Raw genomic sequence first — 17,751 nt, 5'->3', positions numbered from 1 at the left:
GTCAGGCTCTCGGGCGCGACGGCTTGGCGATACCCGGAAGAACGCGCCGTTGCTCCACATGATCCTCACCGGCTTCGAGAATCTGAACAATCTGGGCCGTGCCGATATCTGTGGTCCGAACCACGCCGGCCTCGGTTTCCAGCCAGGCCAGCTGCTGGCGCAGATAGTCACGCCCCTTGTTGATTCCGAATGTCTGAAGGGTCTTCAGGAGGAGACTGTCATTCAATCGCCCATCCCCCTGCTCATTCAGGGCACGAAGGATGATGAGGCGGGCATTGCCGTCATAGTGATCCCGAAATCCGGCGAAGTGCGATTCCACACCGCTTCCTTTCTTCACTTGTTTTTCGCGTTCTGCGAAAGCTGGAGCAGGTAATCCTCGATCCGCGTGACCGACGCGCCGGTCGCTTGGGAAGCAGCGGCCATCATGTCGAGCCGGCCTTCCATACGCGCAAGCGCTATGTCGAGATCGTGAACCTCCGAGCGGCGGACACGATCATCGAGGCCGCGCTCGACATGCGCCACTCTGCCTTCGATCGACCCCAGGCGCTCTCCGATGTTCTCTATGCCCGTTGCCAGCTGATCGAGGCGTTCATTGTCGATCACCGATTTGCCTGACCCGATCATCGCGAATGCGCCCGACCATTTCAGGCCGAAGAAAAGGATAAGGAGGACGACAGCGATGCCTGCCGCTACAGGGCCAGCCTGTTCGACAAGGTTCATGAGAAAGGCGTTGGTGTCAGGCATCGCGGCTGCGTTCATCTGGCAGGCTGAGCGATGGGCGTCGGCTGTTTGACAGATCCCGCTTTCTCTTCACCGAGCCATTCACCCATGCGAGCCCGGACCATCTTGATCAACTTGTCGTCGCCATCCTTCCTGATGCCGAAATGGGCGAGCGTTTCAGGAATGTGATCAATCGCATAGCCCGCAGCCAGTGAGATCGCGTCATTCTTCACATCGATTCTCATGCCCTTGTCGGCCCGTTCCTTGAGCTCATTCGCCGCGTAGTCGACACCGGCCCGAAGAGCCTGATCGACGATCGGGTTGAGAAGCGCGACGATCTGCCAGCCGGTCTTTTGCCGGAAGATCTTGAATGCCCAACCGGCGAGCGCCGTCAGGATGGCGAGCAGCACCCGGCGATCGTCTGGATAAAGGGGGAAATTGCCGGCCCGACATCGATGGCCGTGCTGTCCTGGGCGAAGGCCGTCCCCGGCATGATGGTCGAGAGGAGAGCCACGAGTGCAAGGAGCAGAAACCCGATGCCCAGCCGGCCTACCGGTAGCGAGGGGACGGCCGGAGCTCCATTCGCATGCGCCGCCTCGGTTTTTTCATTCACCAGAGCCGAACAGATGAGACCGGCCGCAGCGACGATCAACGCGGCTCCGAGCAGTGTGATAGGGTCGAACATGACAAAGATCCTTTGATGGAGGTTTGAAGGGATCACGCTGCGCGGAGGTCGGCGAGCGCCGCGCGCATTTTTGCGACGGCGGCCGCAACATCCGGCTCGTCGTTATTCTCAGGCTTGGCCTGGTAGGGCGCCTGTCCGGCAAGAGTTCGCGCCATCTCGTCTTCGGTCTGCGGGCCGACCTTGCCGTCGGCAACGATGCCCCGTGTTTTCTGGAATTCGATGGTGATGGTTTCGATCGTGTGGTCGAATACGTCGCCGGTCGGCGGCCAGGCATGGCCGATCATCCGGCGCCAGGCGGCAAGCGCCTCGATCCACCGCGCGACGGCCGGACCGCGATCGCCGCGATTCAGGATCGGGTCGGTTGATGGCGCGAAGCCCTGCGAACGGCCGTCGACAAGCCAGTCATACTCGGCAGACGCGTCGAAGCTCGGGCAGGCCTTCGCGGCATACTCATTATGCCCGCTGATCTTCTTGATATCGAACCGATCGCGAAGCGCGATGATGTCCTTTTCAAGGGAGGCTTTCTGCGCGTTGGTCCGCGTATCTTTGGGCGTCACGCCATCCTTCGTAACGCCGCCAACATAGACGAGGCCGACCGTTCCCGTGTTGTGGCCAGCGACGTGAGCGCCGATCTTTTCGATCGGTCTGCCGTCCTCGACGGTACCATCAAGATGAACCACGCGATGGTAACCGATGCCCGACCAGCCCCGCGCGCGGTGCCAGGCGTCGATCTCGGCCACGGTTACGGGACGGCCTTCCGGCGTCGCCGTGCAATGAAGAATGATCTCTTTGATGGGACGCATAAGAAGGCTCCAGCTTGGAAGCCGACTCTGTTTCCTGCGTGTCGATCCGATTAGCCTGACAAATGTCAGCGGGAGGAGTCTCCGCCCTGCGCGGGAAAGCTGGCGAAGAGATCATCCTGACCGTCATCGGTCTTCAGTTTCGCCTTGGCGCGCCAAGCGGTGCGCTCATGGACGCCTGCGATCTGCGCAGCATCGCGGGCGCTTGCACCTTTGGCAAGAGCCTGCCTAAGCCGTCTTCTGGCTTCGCGGGCCGATCCGGTCGGCCCCATCGGAATCGTATAAAGTGTGCCGCTCGCGCGGCCATGCGCATCGGTCAAAGCGAAATGAGCGCAGATCCTGTCGGCAGCGTCACGGCCGACCGTGTCGACCAACCAGTGACCATCAGGCGCGGATCCCGGAATGTATTGTCGAGTGCCACCTACCGCCTGAGCGACGGCCAAGGCTGCGGCCAACCCCGCCACGTCTTCAATTTCTCCGAGGATGCCGGGGAGTGCCGTCATTCGCCCATCCCCGCTCCAAAGCGCTCGATGTCACGGGCGAACAGCAGCGCCTTCCGACTAGGCGGGATCCAGACCAACTCGGTCCCGCTGCTGGCCCGGCCGATCCGCCAGATCAGCCAGCAGTAAGCCGTGAACGTTTCGCCATCAGGCTCCCAACGGCCCTTATGGAGCGGGACGCGCTCGACATATTGCGCGACGATCTCGGGTGGATTGGTGCGATAGATCTTCCGCCAGCGGGTAGGCCCTTCGATCTGCGTTGTCCGGACGAACATGGCAACGCCTGTCCGTGCCCTCTGAAGAGCGATCTGCATGAATGGCAGGGCCAGATTCCCGAAGGGCGGGTTTGTGATGATCCAGTCCGGGCGCTCGATATCGGTCCATGAATCGGCGTCCAGGAAATCGCGGACGTCACCGTAACCGAAATCTTCGATATCGCTGGCGCGGACCGTGTCGAAATACTCTTCCAGCACATACGCCATGTGCCCTTCGCCGCAGGCCGGTTCCTCAACCGTCAGACCGCGCCAGCCCTTGGTGCCGAGGACATGAACGAAGAGAGCGCGCGTCGCCCAGGGCGGCGTCGGGAAGTAATTCGATTCCGCTGGTTCAACGCGTCGATGGGCAATGGCACGGTTTTTTGGGGCTTCACCCATCGCGCGGCCTCCGGACAGGCCATCTCGGTCGCAGGACGGTCGGCATAAGCGTCGTGCCGTTGCTCTGGATGAGGACGAGCTTGACTTTTTCGACGATGACGGCCGTCGCGCCGAGCCGAGCTCCATTGCCGGCCAGGCCAGCCAGATGGTTTCGGACCGCTTCCACGTCGAGACCGTGTGCGCGCTCCAGATAGCGCAGCACGGCATGGTCAGTGACATGGACGCGGCGCCGGGTCATGTGGTCGCCCTGATCCGCTCGCCGAAAGCGTTCATGACGAGACGCCAATCGGCCGGTGAAAGGCTTATGAGACCGCCTTGGAATGTGCGATCGCCGACCAGCTCGAATACTGACGGCTCAAAGCCCTTCTGGTCGGGGTAGAGCTCCGCGCCGGGCGTCAGCTTCTGCCACTGGGCCCAAGCGATCTTGCCGCCGTCTCCCGCAAGCCATTCCTGCCCATTCGTATTTCCAAACATCACCCCGCCGTCTCGCGCCAGCCACGCTTTGAGCGCCTCGACCGCTTTGCGGGCGTCAGCCGCATCGTGGCAGAAGCGGACGGCATCAAGGCCGGTTTGGCGTTTGACGAAAGAGGTCAGCGCGGAATCGCGGCGGTCGCGCACAAGCCCAAGGTTCCAGCCAGCGATCCACAGCGCCTGCAGCTTCTTTGCAAAGCGGCCCTCAAGACCGTTTCGAAGCCCCTTCGAAGCGGGTTTAAAGCCGGCCCGGCGCATGGCGTCGATCACGCGTCCGCGCTCGGTCTCGGAAAGGCCCTTTGCCGACCGCTTGCCGGTTTCACGTTCTAACAGGTCGCGATAGGCATCATCGTCGAGGCCAAGCGCCTTCTTGCCAATATGGATGGTTGCGAGCGCGTTCATCCGTCCGAGCCAATCTGCCGAAGCGTAATGATCAGCGCGGCGGCCAGCATGCGCTCGGCTCCGGGCTGGGTCATCGCTGTGGGGTTACCGGCGAGAACGGCCTCGGCCAGCGCGGCAGCTTCGATCAGGGTGAAGCTCGCCTGCGTCAGCGCGCTATCTGATCCGTCAGCGGCAACACCGATATGCACGACCTGGTCGTCGCTGATCGCGAGGACGCGACGACCGGTTTTTTTGTGCAGCGGAATGCTGGCGAGTTGAACGGCGTCCATCACGCGCTCGCCAGATCGATCGTGACGGCTTGCCATGCACCGCCCGGCTTGTCGCGTTCGTAGAAGCGCAGATACTCCTTCGACCCGACCGAACGACTGGCGTCGGTGATGGCGTCCATGGCCCGCTGCCAGCGCTCATCGGTGATATCCCACTTGCGCAGCCGATAGAGTTCGGCCCGATTGACCTGACCTTCCTTGTCTACATTGAAGGCGCGGGTGACGATCGTCCGGATCTCGGGACGGCTATCGGCGCTCCAGTCGTTGAGGCATTGGTCAATCAGCGACTTCGCGGTCTGCAGCTGCGGCCCGAACTCGATCAGATCGGCGACCGCAACCTGCACCTTCTTCAGTCCGTCAAAGGACATGAAGGTGACATTGCCCTTCTTGCCGCCTTTCTTCGCGCCGTAGTCCTGATCGAGCATGGCCTGGAAGTCGCCAATATCGGCGAAGCTATGTTCCTTGAACCGGCTGATCTGAGCAGAAAGGTCGGTGGCGAAGCCGAAGATCTTCCGAACCATCTCGTCTTCCAATTGGTCCTGCGGCTTGACCATATCGAGCGGAACGAGGTTGCCTTTGCTGTCTGGCAGATAAAATTCGCCATTGACGGCCACTGCGCCTGGGGGGACGGAGCGTGCTTCATCGTCGGCTGTCGGTACCGTTTTAACCTGTTCGTTCATCAGGCTGTCTCCTGTTCGCATAGGTTCTGAAGGGCCTTGTCGAGAGTGTCGAAAGCCCGGCGTTCGTGGATGGAAAACTGCGCATTCTTGAAGGCGCGATAGGCTTGGGCGACCGGAGCGATCGCCTCACTGACCGGCAAAGGTCTCGCGGTGCGGATAACCGGCTCCGGGACGCGCTTGATGAGGCGCTCGAGCCGGTCGAGGCTGACCTCGAAACGATCCAGTGACTTCGAGTTCGCCAGATCGAGACTGGCCTCGATCGCATCACTGACATCGAGATGTTTCAGGATAGGCTCTAGCTGGGTTTGAAATGATTTGAGCTCGACGGCGTAGTGGACATCGGCTTCCACGTAGCCCTGAACCCGAACAAGACCGGCCGAGATCGTTGGCGGCGTTCGGTTGAGCGCTTCGGCAACTTCGGCGGTCGAAAACCTCGTCAGACGCTTGGCGAGATAGGCGGTCTCGTCACGGGCTGCTTTTGCCGCTCCTTCGTTCGAATTGATGATCGACTTTGGATCGATTCCGCGTCGCTCCGCGACTTCCGCGGCGATCACATGGATAGCCTTCATGACCGCACTCCACCGGGCCGGAACTCGACAACGTTGCTGCCTCGCGCCTTCAACGTCCCGAAGACACTCTCGGGAAAGTCGCTCGGCTCGGCTGCGGATAATGCGTGGTCGGCGAGGCCGATCATGCCGGTGAGTTCGTCCAGCAGAAATTCCATGCCATCGGGATTGATGCTCACCTGGTTGCCGCGATGATCATCGAAGCGCTGCCGAAACCGCGAAAGGCGGTCGCGAAGTTCGTGGATCGTTTGGTCCATTACTTGCTCCTCTGGCTTTGGATGTTTTGCGCTGCCAGCAATTCGCCAATCGCATCGGCGATGGTGACGGCTGGATCGCGCCGGATAGGTTCGCCGGCCCGTTGGCGGGCGACGTCGCGCCATGCTTCCTTGATGATCTCTTCGGCAGTGAGCAGCCTTTTCATCACTTCGGACGATCCGACCCGCTCCTGGTCAGTTGCTGACGCCGGCTGATTTTCCTGAAGCACCGACGCGGCCTGTTTCAGGAGGGATGAGGCTGTGAGGACCGAAAGCTGCAACTGGCCATCGGGATCCGCGCAAGGTGCAGTGCATCGTTCGGCCAAAGAGCGGCTTACGTCTTCGACCCGCGCGCTGGCATCGCGAATGAGTTGATAGCTTCGCCCGACATAGGTGTTCACCTGACGGTTACTCATCGGTGGCTTCCTTCTTGTTTTTGTAGGAGAGCGGGCAATCCCGGCAGGCATGGAACATCTGCACCCGATGCGCGCTGGTCGGGGCCCATCGCTTCTTCTGCCAATCGAGACAGATGTTTCGCGGCATCGGTCCCTGGACGGGGCACTGGACCGTTTCGCCCATCAGGGCGCCGCGAACGCGTTCTTCGACATTGCCGAGCGTTCCCCGATAGCTGTTCGACAGAACCTGGCTGATCGTCGACGCGCCGTAACCGACCCTGCGGGCCGTAGCCGCCAAACCTTTTGCGTCGGCCAGCCTGGCGAGTTCCGCCACCCAATCGGGCGGAACTGACGACCAGGTCTCCATGATCTTCTCGGAATGGCTCATTGACCGTCCTCCTCTGCGAGGATCGGAGCAAAAGCGGCCTTGCGATTCTGGTCGTAGACGATCCGTGTACGCAGGATGCGTGGTGGGAGCGGCCCGCTATTGTGCTTGGGGTTGAGCCGCCAGACGCCTCGTCTGAGTTGATCGACGATCCCGACCGCGCCAAGCCGCTTCAGATAGCTCGAAGCCGTTTGCTGTGTGACCGGCACGATGTCGGTCGATGCGCATAGCGCCAGATCGGCAGCGCGGATGCCGGCACGGCTCTCCGGGCCCCGCAATACGTTCCACATTGCTTGTTGGCCGGCTCCTTGAAGCGCCAACGAACCATCACGATTAAGGCGGGGCGTCTTTTTCGGGGACCGCAAAAGCCGATAGACAGGCGTCAGCGATTTGCCGTTCGCCAGATCCCTCACTTCGCCGGTTTCTTCTGCGAAGCCTGCTTTGACGAGGCGGTGCACATAGTCCTTGACGGTCGACCTGTCGGTCCGGTTCGTCGTGTTCCAGATTTCGACGACTGTGAAGCAACCCTCGTTTGCGGCCGCGATTTTACGGATTTCTGTCCAGAAATGATCGATGCCGCGCAGAATCGGCTTTTCGGGCGGTCTCCCGAATTCCAGAACCGCACTCATCGTACTGACCTCCGGGGAATTTCGCCGGTATCGATCGTGCCGTCGAAGCCGTCGATGCAGATCTCGGATAGGCCGGCGCGGCGCGCGCTGGCGGCGACGCTGTGAAGGGTGTTCGCGATGCGGCGCGTCCGCCCCTTGCAGCGTTCGACGATATGGGTAAGCAACTTGTCGGAGACCGTCAGTTTAGGGCAGATGATCTCCGCCAGAACGGATGCATCATCGCTGTCGGACGGTTGAGCGAGCACTCGGTCGAGAATGCGATTGTCGATCCGCTCGAAGCGCTTGAGCTTTTCGGTCAGTTTCTCTTCCCCGATCAGAATGACCGGAGCTGCCGTCATTTCCTGAATGTCGCGCGCAAGCTCGATCATGTTCTTGTCGACAAGCACATCGGCCTCATCGATGAGCACAACGCGATCGGGGTCTTGCCCGAGCTGATAGGCGATCTGCTCCATCATGTCGGCAATCGTGCCGCGGGGCTTGTCGATCGACAGTTCGGCAAGGATCGACTGTGCAAAGGTTTTCCGCGTCCAGAACGATCGTACTTCGATGTAGAGGCAGTCGGTACGGTTCTGCGCAAAGCGGGCGGCATAGGTTTTGCCGTAGCCGGACGGTCCGCTGAACGTCCCGAACCCCGAGCTGATCTGTGGCCTTTGTCTGAGTGTCTGGATCAGGGTCATCATCGCGGCGACGTTGCTGAGCGGCGCGATCGACGTGGCCTTGACCAATGGTGTTTCTGCATTCATTCTTCAGTCCTCGATACTTTTGAGAAGGCCCGGTTCGTCCGGGTCTTTTTTTGCGGGGCGCCGGTACGCTCAGACTTTCATCCGGTCCCCGAAAACTTCCTTCATGTCCGCCATGGCCCGATATTCCGGGTCCTCGCGGTAGCCGCCGAGCCAAAGCGCATCCTCGTTGGACAGCGTTTCGCCAGCGGCCATGCGCGCTTCCAGGTCCCGGGCGCGCCGAAAACGGGTGTTGCGGGTGTTGAGTGTGGTGACCTTCGCGGTCGGCTCTGGCGTTTCGGCCGCTTCCTTCGCCAGCGTCTCACGCATGGCCTTGATCTGATCACTGAGCTTGCTTTGAGGAGCTTTCGGCCCTTCACTCGCTTCAAGCGCCGCCTCGATCTCGGCGGTCCGGTGTTCGACGCTGGGTCGCGGCAAAGGCGTGACGTTCGGCTGATCGCGCAGCCAGACGTCGCGGGCGCGTTCGATGAGTGCCGGACCTTTCCGGAAAGCGCGACGTTGCCGATCGATCTCGGCGGACATGTCCTTCAGCAACTCGGCCTGTTTGGCCTTCTCGGCCGCGACAAAGGCTTCCGGAGGAAGGCCTGCCAGTTCGGCGTTGAGCGCCTCGCCGAGAAATTCGCCTTCTTCATTATCGAAGAGGAAGATGCGGCCCATATCGTTGGGGTCCTGCCGGACGAAGACGCGTTTTCCGGGCAGGATTTCGCCGTTGAGGTAGTGAAAATTAGCGACGCGGACGCCCGTAGCGGTGACAGTCCGGTAGCCACCATCCGGCACCGGAGCGAGGAGCATGTCGAGCGCGCGTGCGTCGACGGATCGGATCGTATGATTAGAGGTGGCCGCGACTTCGAATGGCGTTCGGCCCTTCAGGCCACTATGAGGCTTGTGCTGATAGTGAAGACGCGCCCATTCGTCGAAAACAGCCTGCATCTGAGCGCCATCCATTTGGACGGCGAATGTCTGCGCATCATCTTCACCGAGACGCTTGGCAAAACTCTTCCGGCTCTCGATGGCCTTCCGGTCGGTGACATTATGTCCGACGAAGCCGGGCACGAGCGCGACAGCATCGTGCTGGAACGTCTTGATGACGCGTTCGACATGACCCTTTTGCTCGGGGCTGTAGGCATCGGAATAAGCGACATCGATGCCGAGTGACGCAAAGAGGCGTTGCGTGGCCCGCGCCTTGAAGTCCGAACCATTGTCGATCTTGATTTCGGTCGGTACGCCCCATTCCAGGATGGCCTTGCGGATCAGAAGGCCAACCGCAGACGCTTTCGGCGTTCGCGACATGAGGATGATGACGCGCCGTGTGGCGATATCGATGCAGGCATAGATCGAGTGCCGTCCATCCGTGCAGAGCGCATCGACGGGCGATGCATCGATCTGCCAAAGTTCGTTTGGTTGCCCGATATGCCGTAGCGTTCCAGTGCCGCGCAGCTTCATGTGTGAGCGGAACGCATCCGGATTGATCAACTTGGTGAGAACGACGGCGTTCTCTTCCTTCAAAGTGGCAATGAAGCGCTGAATTGAGCGGATCGGCGGCACGGTCACGCGCGTTTCAACGCCTCTTCGAAGCACCTTCAAACCATCGCCGAACTCGGCCCTGATCTGCGTTCTGACGTGATGAGCCGACAAATGCGGCTGATGAGCAATGAGTCCGATGATGAAATCCCGAACGCGGCCGTCTTCGGCAATGTCGAGTGTGCCGCTGCCCTTACGCGCGGCGCTGCGGTCGACGCCGAGCGTTGCGCCGCTCTTTTTCTTCGACAGCCATCGCGCCAGAGACCGCTTCGATAGGCGTGGCACGATCTCGACCACCCAGTCTTCGACATGAAGGGAGCGGGCATTGAACTTGTCGCAGAAGATCTGGAGAGCAGCTGTCTGACGAAGTGTCGAGCCGGCTTTGAAGTTTTCGAAAGCGTTGGTGATAGCAAGTCGCGCAGCGCCTTCTTTGGCCGCGGCGGCGGATAGAGCCTCCTGTGCCGGTTCGTCATTGTCGGCCTGAACGGGTTCGGCACCGACCCGCCGATAGCGCTGCTCATAAGCGACGCGAGCCAAGGTCGGCAGGATGCGGTAGTGATACTCCATACCGCCGCCACGGCCGGAACGGCGCCGCGCATAGGCGGGGTTTTCGTTCCAGCCTTCGCGGTCGGCGAGCAATTGAACCGCCCTTTCTGTAGACGGTATTTCTGACAGGTTTTCTCCCGCCAATTCTCGCGCGGTCAGCCATTCCTTCATCGCCGTCCGCCTTTCCCGCGAAGGCGCGCATCGGAGGCCGCAATCTGCGCATCGAGTTGCATCTGATAATCCGCAATCTTCTTTCTCTGCTCGTTCATTTCGTGATTGCGGATGATCTCGCAGTAGCGATCCGAGACGACCGCGAAACCGAACATCTCGGGAAGAAGGCCGAGCAGCTCGTATTTGCCTGTGACCGCGATCAGCGCCGCGAATTCATCGAGGCGGATACGGCGGTCCGGTTTCGCGGCGCTCGTCCAGTCATCGACCGCCTGCTTAGTGATGACGCGATCGAGATAGTCTCCGATTTTTGAAGCGACCTCGCCGCGCGAAAGTCCGCGTTCATCCCGCACTTCCTCCAGGGCGCGGCTTAGGATACGTGCGATCCTGAGGTCGAGCGTTCCCTTGCCGGTAACGTCTTCGCTGTAGCCAACCGAAGGTTCGGGGGGCTGCCAGTCGAAGAGGTCGGGAGTGAGGAGGTCGCGGCGCGTCATGTTCAGGCCGCCTTTGTCCGGCGCGACGCGGTCCGCTCGGCCATCCAGGCTTCAATCCGCTCGGCATGAAGCTCGAAGAACTTCTCTTGCTCTTTAGGCTTCAACCGCGAAAAACGTTCGGAGATCCGCTCATAGGCCGGGACCGGCACGGCGGCAGGTGCGTAGTCGAGCAGTGCGATCGCTTCATTGACCGTGACGGCTTGAGGCTCGTCAGCCATCAGAATATCGGCGACGGCGTTCTGGCGGACTGGAGTGAGATCGGCGAGTAGCAGCAATTCTCGCTGCACCTTCGAGGCGGGATGCAGGGCGATGCGCTTGCGGACGTTGATATCGATATCGACGATCTTGAGCGATCGGAAAATGCCGCGTCGGCTGATGTTCAAGGTGTTCTGTGCGGCCTCGGTCCAATTAAGTGCCAACTTGGCACTCATTTCCTCCAGCGCGTCATCGGAGCCGGTGAACGAGCCATCATTCGGCCTCCGACCACGCTTGGCCTTGCCGTGGACGCCCTGATAGAGATCGCACCACGCCGCCACATAGACCGCATGATCCAGCGCCGTCAGTTCGCCGCGCAGCAAATTGCCCTTGATCTCGGCGAGGCGGATTGCGGCGTCGTCGGCAAGGGCTTTGCTCGGCTCGATACGTGCTTCGATTTCGGTACGTTCGAGAGCGATGTGAGCGGCAAGACGGCGCGCACCATCGATCAAACGATATCCGTCGCCGCGTTCGACGACGCGGATCGGCTGCGTCATGCCGTCTTGCTCGATGTCTTCGGCGAGCAGTTGCACCCAGTCGGGGTCGAGAGCGCGAAGGCGATCTCCGCTGTCAACCTTTTCGATGCTAATGAGAGTGATGGCTGTCATGCGTGAAGTTGTCCTTCGGTCGTGTGTGTAAAGAGATCGGTCGGATCGCTGGCCTGCTGCCGAAGTGCGAGCTTGGCAGTGGTTTTCATCCGCTGGCGTGCCGCCAGCACAGTTGAGCGGACATGATGAGCACTGGCGCGCGGATCGATAGCGAGTTCAGGGGCCGGCATGTCGAGCACTGCGCTGGGATGACAGCGGGCAAAGCTGGCACAGGCTGCAATGAACTCGCCGGCGGTCATCTCGGCGACCTCGAGGAAGCGGTCTTGGTTAACGCTGGCCGGATGCTCACGCCGCTGCCTCTCCGTCGCCAGCGATGCCGCTGCCTTTTTGGCGAGACTTTTTGGAGGCCTTGCTGTTAGGTTTGCTGTGGCTCGAACGCGAGCGGACGAACATGTCCTTCGGAAAGAGCGTGTCGAACGGAATTTCGAGGGCTTCGGCGATCGCGTCGGCACCCTTACGGTTCATGCCCATCAGCGCGAGCCGACAGGCGCTCTCCGCTAGTCCGGCGTCGCGCGCTATTCCGGAAAGAGACATGCCGCGCCGATGGACTTCGGTTTTGATCGAATGGCGATTCCATTCCGATGGTGGCCGTTGTTCTTCCGCTGTCATGAGAGCTCCTCAATGCACCGGCCGCCCGCCGGCTTTTTTGGGGGTGTGTGTAACGTTTGGTGATACGGAGATTTGCATAATAGCGCGAACCAATCAAGCGCAATTAAGCAATTTTCGTATTTCGGAGTTCGCAGAGGCGCTATATTGCGTTCATCAAGCCTATCATTATGTTTTTAATGGTAGATTCTTGATAGAATTGCAGCCTCTAGAACTCCGAATTGGTTTCGGAGTTTCAAATGGAGACGTTTGCGGACAGACTTCGCGCGTTAATCGGCGAAGAAAGCCGGAATGGATTCGCACGAAGATGCGGAATTGGCGAAACAAGCCTTCGGCAATATCTCGCCGGCGGAACGCCTGGGCTGGATAAGGTCATCCAGATTGCAAGCACAACGGGCGTCTCGCTAGCTTGGCTCGCCACCGGCGAAGGTCCGCGTGACTCCGCGTCAGTTCTGAGTCATGGTGCAGGGAGAACGCAACGGGAACGTGGAGATCTGCCGATGCTGCAGCTGCCGAACGCGCAGGATATCGAGAAGGATGCACTGGTTCTCGTCCCGACCATGGAAGCGCGCGCATCTGCCGGCGGCGGCCTGATCCCGGAAACGCAAGATGATGCGGTCGCCGGCTACATCGCATTCGAAGCCGCATTCCTCCGTTCGATGGGCATTAATCCAAGTTTCGCAAGGCTTCTCGATATCGAAGGTGATAGCATGCGCCCGACCCTGGCCGATGGCGACAAGGTCGTGATCGACACATCGATCGACGAGGTGAAAGCGGACGCGCTCTATGCCGTGGTTTACGGCGATGCGGTTATGGTCAAACGGCTCCAGATCCAGCGCGATGGAAGCGTTCTTTTAAAGAGCGATAATGCGGCGGCCGGTTACGTCGACCACCATGTCGCAAAGCACGATCTTCCCGACCTCCGCATCGTCGGCCGCGTACGTGGTGCGTTTTCCCGTCTGTGATCTGATGCCAGATGATCTGACGTTTTTTTACGGTGATTTCGCTTGAAAATGCCAGATGAATTGACGCGATGACCGTCAGCCGCGCGACCGTAAAACGGGTCTCAAACCCGCAGAATTCAAGACCAGTCCCACGAAATTCCGCTTAATTCCGCCTGATCCCGCTCTACGCCATCTGATCTGTCGCGTTACACAAGGCCACCCTCTGATAGTGCGATGCGATGATGTCGTTCAGATGACGAGGAGTGGTGTGCCGGTGGTCGTGCCGTTTTCCAGCGAGGATTGTGCGGCGCTGGCATCGGAGAGCGGGAAATGCGGTCCCTGCGGCGTTTGCGGCCCGGCTCGCAACGCTTGTATCGCCTCTTTCACCACCGCCTCATAGCGTGCCGCGTCCGCGAGATAAGCCATCACGCTCGGCGTGTAGAATGCAAGACTTGTCCGAGGGCCGAAGTCTTTCGCCGACAAGGACGTCAGCTCTCCGCCTGCCTGTCCAACGCTTGCGAAGGTGCCGAACTTGGCCGTTGCCTCCAGCGACGCCCTGAACGTCGGTTCGCCGATGCCATCTATCGTGAAATCGACCCCGCGCCCGTCCGTCCATTCTCGCACCTCGGTGGCGATCGCTGCGTCGCGACCGATGATGACCTTCTCGGCCCCATGCGCCAGAGCCCGTTCTGCCTTCGCTTCGGTGCTGGCAGTGGCAATGATGTGCGCACCGAGGCGCTTGGCCCAGGGAATGACGATGCTTGCAAGGCCGCCCGCGCCGGCATGGATCAGGACTGTCGTTCCCGGCGTCACCTCATGCACTTTGTGGAGCAACATATGAGCGGTGCAGGCACGCAGCAGGCCGCTGGCGGCCAGCGCATCGGAAAAATCGTCGGGAAGCTTTGTCGCGCGCCAGGCGGGCAGGAGGCGCGTCTCGGCATATCCGCCTACAATCCCCGCATATCCTACGCGATCGCCCACCGAGAGATGAATAACGCCTTCGCCGACAGCTTCGACAACGCCGGCCCCCTCCACGCCAAGCACGGCAGGCATCGGCAGCGGATAAATTCCCTTTCGTTGGTAGATATCAATGAAGTTCACGCCCGCGCCAAACTGGCGTAAACGGATTTCTCCGGGGCCGGGACGGCCGGGGTCGCGGGATACAAATGACAGGTTCTGCACACTGCCGGTGGCGGATAGCTCCACAACTCTGGTCATATTTTGCCTCTTTCGGTTCCACGAGGCAAAACATCCGTGACATTCCAGCCTAAATGAATGCATAAATGTCGCATTTACTTGATGCGTAATCGCATCGCGAAGGCACGACGACATGGATTGGGAAAATATCCGCTTCTTTATGGCGTTCGTGGAGACGGGTAGTACCGCATCTGCCGCGCGGGAGTTGGGCGTCGAACGGACGACTGTCACGAGGCGCATGCAGGCGCTCGAAAACGATACCGGGCTCGATCTGTTCGACCGATGCGGAGGGCGGTTGGCCCTGACCGCGGCGGGACACAATTTCGCCGATGCAACCCGGCCGATGGTGGAAGCCGCCCGCGAGGCGGCCAGATGCGCGGCGGGAATGCGCCCTGGTATGCGGGGCCGCCTCAAGATCTCGGCCCCACCGGCTCTTGCCAAAGCCCGATTGATCGATCCCCTCCTGTCGCTCGGGCGCAGATATCCAGAGTTGGAGCTTCAGATCACCGGCGAGATCGGGTTCGCTTCTTTGCAGCGTGGCGAAGCCGATATTGCGGTTCGCCTTTCCCGGCCACAGAAGGGCGATCTAGCTATTTCCAAGGTCGGCTCTATTGCGTTTCGTCTTTACGGACACCGGTATTATGCCGAGCAGACCTCCGAAGAGGACTACCGGTATATCGGCCAGGGCGATGTTCCCGACGCCATGCCCCAACAGGTCGCGCTCAACCGGATCGCTGACGGAAGGTTTTCCTGCTATGCAGATGATCTCGACCTGCAACTGGCCGCGGTTCTGGCTAGAGGCGGCATCGCCGCGCTTCCCGATTTTCTGGCGGCGAATCGGGACGAACTGATGGTTGTGGGATCGGGCGAACCGCTTATCACCCGGGACATCTGGTCCGTGACCCATAACGCGCAGCGCCATCAGGAACGGATCAGGCGAACGATCGAGGTTATAAGGTCCGCGCTGAGGTGATGCGTCATCGTCGGGACAGCTGTCATTCCAGCAAGACCATCTGTCTCATAAGGCTCAGTCCGGGGGCGTGATTGCAGCAAGCAGCTCAGCCATCGGCAGAGCTCAATCAATTTGTCGTGCTATGGCAATAGTCGCGTCCTTAGATGTGAATGAGCCGAAAAGGATGCGATTTAGGGTCGCTACCGCATGGAAACGGCCTTATTCGTGATGCCGATCGACCGATTGCGAACCGCTGATCGACGACGCCAGTTTTCAAAGTGATTTTCTCCCAATGACTTCAATCCCGGCTATTCTCGATGAAATCCGCCAGAAGATGGCGTGTGCCGAAGATCGCGGGAAAGCTGCCAGCTACATTCCGGAACTGGCATCCGCCGATCTGCAGAAATTTGCGATTTCCGTTTGTCTGCCCAATGGCGAGCAATGGAGCACCGGCGATTCACGGACGCCGTTTTCGATCCAGAGCGTCTCCAAGGTCTTTACGCTTGCCATTGCTCTTGGCCGTTATGGAGAGTCTCTCTGGCGCAGAGTCGGACGTGAGCCGACAACCAAGGCCTTCAATTCCAGCCAGGAGCTGGAGGTACGCAAGGGGATACCCGCCAATCCGTTCGTCAATGCCGGCGCCATCGTGACCACCGATATGGTGCTGAAGGGCGCATCGCCGGCCGAGGCGCTGGGCGGCATTCTCCAGTTTCTGCGCGTCGCCGCATCCGAAGAGGATATCCATATCAACCGGGATATCGCGGCATCGGAGAAAATGACCGGCCACAAGAACTGGGCGCTGGCCCATCTACTCAGCGCCTATGGCAATCTGGACCATTCCTGCGAGCTGACGCTCGGCACCTATTTCCACCAATGCGCCATCGAGATGAGCTGCGAGGAACTGGCCCGCTCGGGCCGGTTCCTCGCCGGTTTCGGCAAGAAGGATGATCTGGTCCGACAATCGAGCGTCAAGCGCATCAATGCGCTGATGCTGACCTGCGGGCATTATAATGGCTCCGGGGAATTTGCCTACCGGGTCGGTATTCCTGCCAAGAGCGGGGTGGGTGGCGCCATACTGGCGATCGTGCCCGGCAAGGCATCCATAGCGGTCTGGTCGCCCGGGCTCGACGAATACGGTAATTCGCTGCTCGGCACGGCTGCACTGGAGGAGCTCTCCAACCGGATGGAATGGTCGGTCTTCAGCTAGCTGAATGGATTGCGAAGCGGATGAGTGAAGTCCGCGCGAAGGCTGGCCCGGCGTCTCATGCGAGAGACGCCGGATTCGTAAGGCCGCAATAAATGAGGCTTAGCGCGGCTGCCGCTTCGCCACGTCGAGCTGCCCGGCATAGTCGAGCGCGGCGAGCATGTTGATGTGGTTCGCCTTGCCGGTGCCGGCGATATCGAATGCAGTTCCGTGGTCGACGGAGCAACGGTCGATCGGCAGCCCAAGCGAGACATTCACGGCCGTGTCGAAGGCTATGAGCTTGATCGGGATATGTCCCTGATCGTGATATTGCGCGATCACCAGATCGAACGCGCCGGTATTGGCGCGGTGATAGACCGTATCGGCGGAGATGGGTCCCTGGACGTCGATCCCTTCCTTCTGCGCCGCGGCCACGCCGGGTGCGATTCGGTCTTCATCCTCGGTGCCGAAGAGGCCGCCTTCCCCACAATGGGGATTGAGGCCGGCGACTGCGATGCGCGGTTTTTCCAGCCCCATGCGACGCAGATGATCGTGACCGGTACGGATGGTCTCGTAGATACGTTCGGGTGTCGCCCTCGCGATTGCCTCGGTCAGCGACACGTGTGTCGAGACGTGCAGCACGTTCAGCGTTGGCGACGCCAGCAGCATCCAGGAGGTCTTGCATCCCGTCAGATGGGCGAGCATGCCGGTGTGGCCATCGTAATGATGGCCTGCCGCATTGAGGGCCGCCTTGTTGATCGGCGCGGTGACGATACAGGAGGCTGCTCCTGATTGCGTCAGGTCGACCGCCTTCTTGATGTAGCGAAAGGAGGCTTCGCCGCAGGCCTCCGAAAGGACGCCGAAACGGCCGGGCAGGCCCTCGACCGGTACGTTGATGACCTGAAGAGCGGCTGCGTCTTCGCCTTCGCCCTGTGGTCGGAGCGAGAGGTCGAGATCGCAGGCGCGGACGGCGCGTTCGAGCGTGTCGTGGTCGCCGATCACCGCATAGCGGGCACGCGCTTGCGGCTCCAGCTCGGCCATGGCCTTGACCGTCACTTCGGCGCCTACGCCGGACGGATCACCCATGGTGATGACAATCGGTTTTTCGGACATGATGTCCCTCCTGAGGGC

General features: G+C 60.5%; 27 protein-coding genes and 1 pseudogene. 4 read left to right on the top strand and 24 right to left on the bottom strand.

Going from position 1 to position 17,751, the window contains the following annotated elements:
• Nucleotide 1 precedes the first annotated feature (1 nt).
• From D8780_RS12360 to D8780_RS12255, 22 genes are all read right to left on the bottom strand, one after another.
• Nucleotides 2-337, bottom strand: coding sequence for a VpaChn25_0724 family phage protein (locus D8780_RS12360; protein ID WP_245412339.1), 336 nt, complete (start codon nucleotides 335-337; stop codon nucleotides 2-4).
• Nucleotides 334-744: a hypothetical protein gene (locus D8780_RS12355; RefSeq protein ID WP_147440315.1), complete on the bottom strand. Its 411-nt coding sequence runs from the start codon at nucleotides 742-744 to the stop codon at nucleotides 334-336. The genes D8780_RS12360 and D8780_RS12355 overlap by 4 nt, the downstream gene beginning before the upstream one ends.
• Before the next feature lie 11 nt (nucleotides 745-755).
• Nucleotides 756-1,130 carry a hypothetical protein gene (locus D8780_RS12350; protein WP_121645868.1) on the bottom strand — a complete coding sequence of 125 codons (375 nt, stop codon included), beginning with the start codon at nucleotides 1,128-1,130 and terminating at the stop codon, nucleotides 756-758.
• Nucleotides 1,112-1,405 (bottom strand): hypothetical protein, encoded by a 294-nt coding sequence (locus tag D8780_RS12345; RefSeq protein WP_121645867.1) that lies wholly within the window; start codon nucleotides 1,403-1,405, stop codon nucleotides 1,112-1,114. Before D8780_RS12345 ends, D8780_RS12350 begins: the two co-directional genes overlap by 19 nt.
• A 32-nt stretch (nucleotides 1,406-1,437) precedes the next feature.
• Nucleotides 1,438-2,208 (bottom strand): peptidoglycan recognition protein family protein, encoded by a 771-nt coding sequence (locus D8780_RS12340; protein WP_121645866.1) that lies wholly within the window; start codon nucleotides 2,206-2,208, stop codon nucleotides 1,438-1,440.
• Between the two features lie 65 nt (nucleotides 2,209-2,273).
• Nucleotides 2,274-2,708: a hypothetical protein gene (locus D8780_RS12335; protein WP_121645865.1), complete on the bottom strand. Its 435-nt coding sequence runs from the start codon at nucleotides 2,706-2,708 to the stop codon at nucleotides 2,274-2,276.
• Nucleotides 2,705-3,358 (bottom strand): hypothetical protein, encoded by a 654-nt coding sequence (locus D8780_RS12330; RefSeq protein ID WP_121645864.1) that lies wholly within the window; start codon nucleotides 3,356-3,358, stop codon nucleotides 2,705-2,707. The genes D8780_RS12335 and D8780_RS12330 overlap by 4 nt, the downstream gene beginning before the upstream one ends.
• Nucleotides 3,351-3,596, bottom strand: a complete 246-nt coding sequence (locus D8780_RS12325) for a hypothetical protein (protein WP_121645863.1) — start codon at nucleotides 3,594-3,596, stop codon at nucleotides 3,351-3,353. Before D8780_RS12325 ends, D8780_RS12330 begins: the two co-directional genes overlap by 8 nt.
• Nucleotides 3,593-4,231 (bottom strand): regulatory protein GemA, encoded by a 639-nt coding sequence (locus D8780_RS12320; RefSeq protein ID WP_121645862.1) that lies wholly within the window; start codon nucleotides 4,229-4,231, stop codon nucleotides 3,593-3,595. The genes D8780_RS12325 and D8780_RS12320 overlap by 4 nt, the downstream gene beginning before the upstream one ends.
• Nucleotides 4,228-4,500, bottom strand: a complete 273-nt coding sequence (locus D8780_RS12315) for a hypothetical protein (protein ID WP_121645861.1) — start codon at nucleotides 4,498-4,500, stop codon at nucleotides 4,228-4,230. Before D8780_RS12315 ends, D8780_RS12320 begins: the two co-directional genes overlap by 4 nt.
• Nucleotides 4,500-5,177, bottom strand: coding sequence for a DUF3164 family protein (locus tag D8780_RS12310; protein ID WP_121645860.1), 678 nt, complete (start codon nucleotides 5,175-5,177; stop codon nucleotides 4,500-4,502). The genes D8780_RS12315 and D8780_RS12310 overlap by 1 nt, the downstream gene beginning before the upstream one ends.
• Entirely contained in the window at nucleotides 5,177-5,746 is a 570-nt protein-coding gene (locus D8780_RS12305) for a hypothetical protein (RefSeq protein WP_121645859.1), read from the bottom strand. The genes D8780_RS12310 and D8780_RS12305 overlap by 1 nt, the downstream gene beginning before the upstream one ends.
• Nucleotides 5,743-6,000 (bottom strand): hypothetical protein, encoded by a 258-nt coding sequence (locus D8780_RS12300; protein ID WP_121645858.1) that lies wholly within the window; start codon nucleotides 5,998-6,000, stop codon nucleotides 5,743-5,745. Before D8780_RS12300 ends, D8780_RS12305 begins: the two co-directional genes overlap by 4 nt.
• Complete coding sequence (locus tag D8780_RS12295) at nucleotides 6,000-6,413, bottom strand: hypothetical protein (RefSeq protein ID WP_121645857.1); 414 nt, start codon at nucleotides 6,411-6,413, stop codon at nucleotides 6,000-6,002. The genes D8780_RS12300 and D8780_RS12295 overlap by 1 nt, the downstream gene beginning before the upstream one ends.
• Complete coding sequence (locus tag D8780_RS12290; RefSeq protein WP_121645856.1) at nucleotides 6,406-6,780, bottom strand: transcriptional regulator; 375 nt, start codon at nucleotides 6,778-6,780, stop codon at nucleotides 6,406-6,408. Before D8780_RS12290 ends, D8780_RS12295 begins: the two co-directional genes overlap by 8 nt.
• Nucleotides 6,777-7,406, bottom strand: coding sequence for a helix-turn-helix domain-containing protein (locus tag D8780_RS12285; protein ID WP_121645855.1), 630 nt, complete (start codon nucleotides 7,404-7,406; stop codon nucleotides 6,777-6,779). The genes D8780_RS12290 and D8780_RS12285 overlap by 4 nt, the downstream gene beginning before the upstream one ends.
• On the bottom strand, nucleotides 7,403-8,149 hold the full coding sequence (locus D8780_RS12280) for an AAA family ATPase (RefSeq protein ID WP_121645854.1): 747 nt from the start codon (nucleotides 8,147-8,149) through the stop codon (nucleotides 7,403-7,405). Before D8780_RS12280 ends, D8780_RS12285 begins: the two co-directional genes overlap by 4 nt.
• Nucleotides 8,150-8,218: 69 nt before the next feature.
• The gene (locus tag D8780_RS12275) at nucleotides 8,219-10,384 is read right to left on the bottom strand and encodes a DDE-type integrase/transposase/recombinase (protein ID WP_121645853.1); all 2,166 of its coding nucleotides are present in this window, start codon (nucleotides 10,382-10,384) and stop codon (nucleotides 8,219-8,221) included.
• The gene (locus D8780_RS12270) at nucleotides 10,381-10,875 is read right to left on the bottom strand and encodes a hypothetical protein (protein WP_121645852.1); all 495 of its coding nucleotides are present in this window, start codon (nucleotides 10,873-10,875) and stop codon (nucleotides 10,381-10,383) included. The genes D8780_RS12275 and D8780_RS12270 overlap by 4 nt, the downstream gene beginning before the upstream one ends.
• Nucleotides 10,876-10,877: 2 nt before the next feature.
• Entirely contained in the window at nucleotides 10,878-11,738 is an 861-nt protein-coding gene (locus D8780_RS12265; protein ID WP_121645851.1) for a ParB/RepB/Spo0J family partition protein, read from the bottom strand.
• Nucleotides 11,735-11,977 carry a hypothetical protein gene (locus D8780_RS12260; RefSeq protein ID WP_121645850.1) on the bottom strand — a complete coding sequence of 81 codons (243 nt, stop codon included), beginning with the start codon at nucleotides 11,975-11,977 and terminating at the stop codon, nucleotides 11,735-11,737. Before D8780_RS12260 ends, D8780_RS12265 begins: the two co-directional genes overlap by 4 nt.
• A 46-nt stretch (nucleotides 11,978-12,023) precedes the next feature.
• Nucleotides 12,024-12,347, bottom strand: coding sequence for a helix-turn-helix domain-containing protein (locus tag D8780_RS12255; RefSeq protein WP_121645849.1), 324 nt, complete (start codon nucleotides 12,345-12,347; stop codon nucleotides 12,024-12,026).
• A gap of 236 nt (nucleotides 12,348-12,583) precedes the next feature.
• Between D8780_RS12255 and D8780_RS16060 the strand changes: the two are divergent.
• A pseudogene (locus D8780_RS16060) lies at nucleotides 12,584-12,766 on the top strand (helix-turn-helix domain-containing protein); the annotation flags it as partial.
• 78 nt (nucleotides 12,767-12,844) lie between these two features.
• Nucleotides 12,845-13,309, top strand: coding sequence for a S24 family peptidase (locus tag D8780_RS15935; protein ID WP_245412338.1), 465 nt, complete (start codon nucleotides 12,845-12,847; stop codon nucleotides 13,307-13,309).
• Nucleotides 13,310-13,537: 228 nt separating this feature from the next.
• Here D8780_RS15935 and D8780_RS12245 read toward each other — a convergent pair whose 3' ends face one another.
• The gene (locus tag D8780_RS12245; protein WP_121645847.1) at nucleotides 13,538-14,506 is read right to left on the bottom strand and encodes a quinone oxidoreductase family protein; all 969 of its coding nucleotides are present in this window, start codon (nucleotides 14,504-14,506) and stop codon (nucleotides 13,538-13,540) included.
• A gap of 112 nt (nucleotides 14,507-14,618) precedes the next feature.
• Here D8780_RS12245 and D8780_RS12240 point away from each other — a divergent pair, with 112 nt between their 5' ends.
• Together D8780_RS12240 and D8780_RS12235 are read left to right on the top strand one after the other, a co-directional pair.
• Nucleotides 14,619-15,458: a LysR family transcriptional regulator gene (locus tag D8780_RS12240; RefSeq protein ID WP_121645846.1), complete on the top strand. Its 840-nt coding sequence runs from the start codon at nucleotides 14,619-14,621 to the stop codon at nucleotides 15,456-15,458.
• Nucleotides 15,459-15,729: 271 nt separating this feature from the next.
• Nucleotides 15,730-16,644: a glutaminase gene (locus D8780_RS12235; protein WP_121645845.1), complete on the top strand. Its 915-nt coding sequence runs from the start codon at nucleotides 15,730-15,732 to the stop codon at nucleotides 16,642-16,644.
• Nucleotides 16,645-16,743: 99 nt separating this feature from the next.
• Here D8780_RS12235 and pdxA read toward each other — a convergent pair whose 3' ends face one another.
• On the bottom strand, nucleotides 16,744-17,733 hold the full coding sequence (gene pdxA, locus D8780_RS12230) for a 4-hydroxythreonine-4-phosphate dehydrogenase PdxA (RefSeq protein ID WP_121645844.1): 990 nt from the start codon (nucleotides 17,731-17,733) through the stop codon (nucleotides 16,744-16,746).
• Nucleotides 17,734-17,751 lie beyond the last annotated feature (18 nt).

It is taken from the genome of Notoacmeibacter ruber, from assembly GCF_003668555.1.
Taxonomy (GTDB): Bacteria; Pseudomonadota; Alphaproteobacteria; order Rhizobiales; family Rhizobiaceae; genus Notoacmeibacter; species Notoacmeibacter ruber.
The sequence above is the reverse complement of the archived record's forward strand: the minus strand, read 5'-3'. Positions and strand labels throughout refer to the sequence as shown.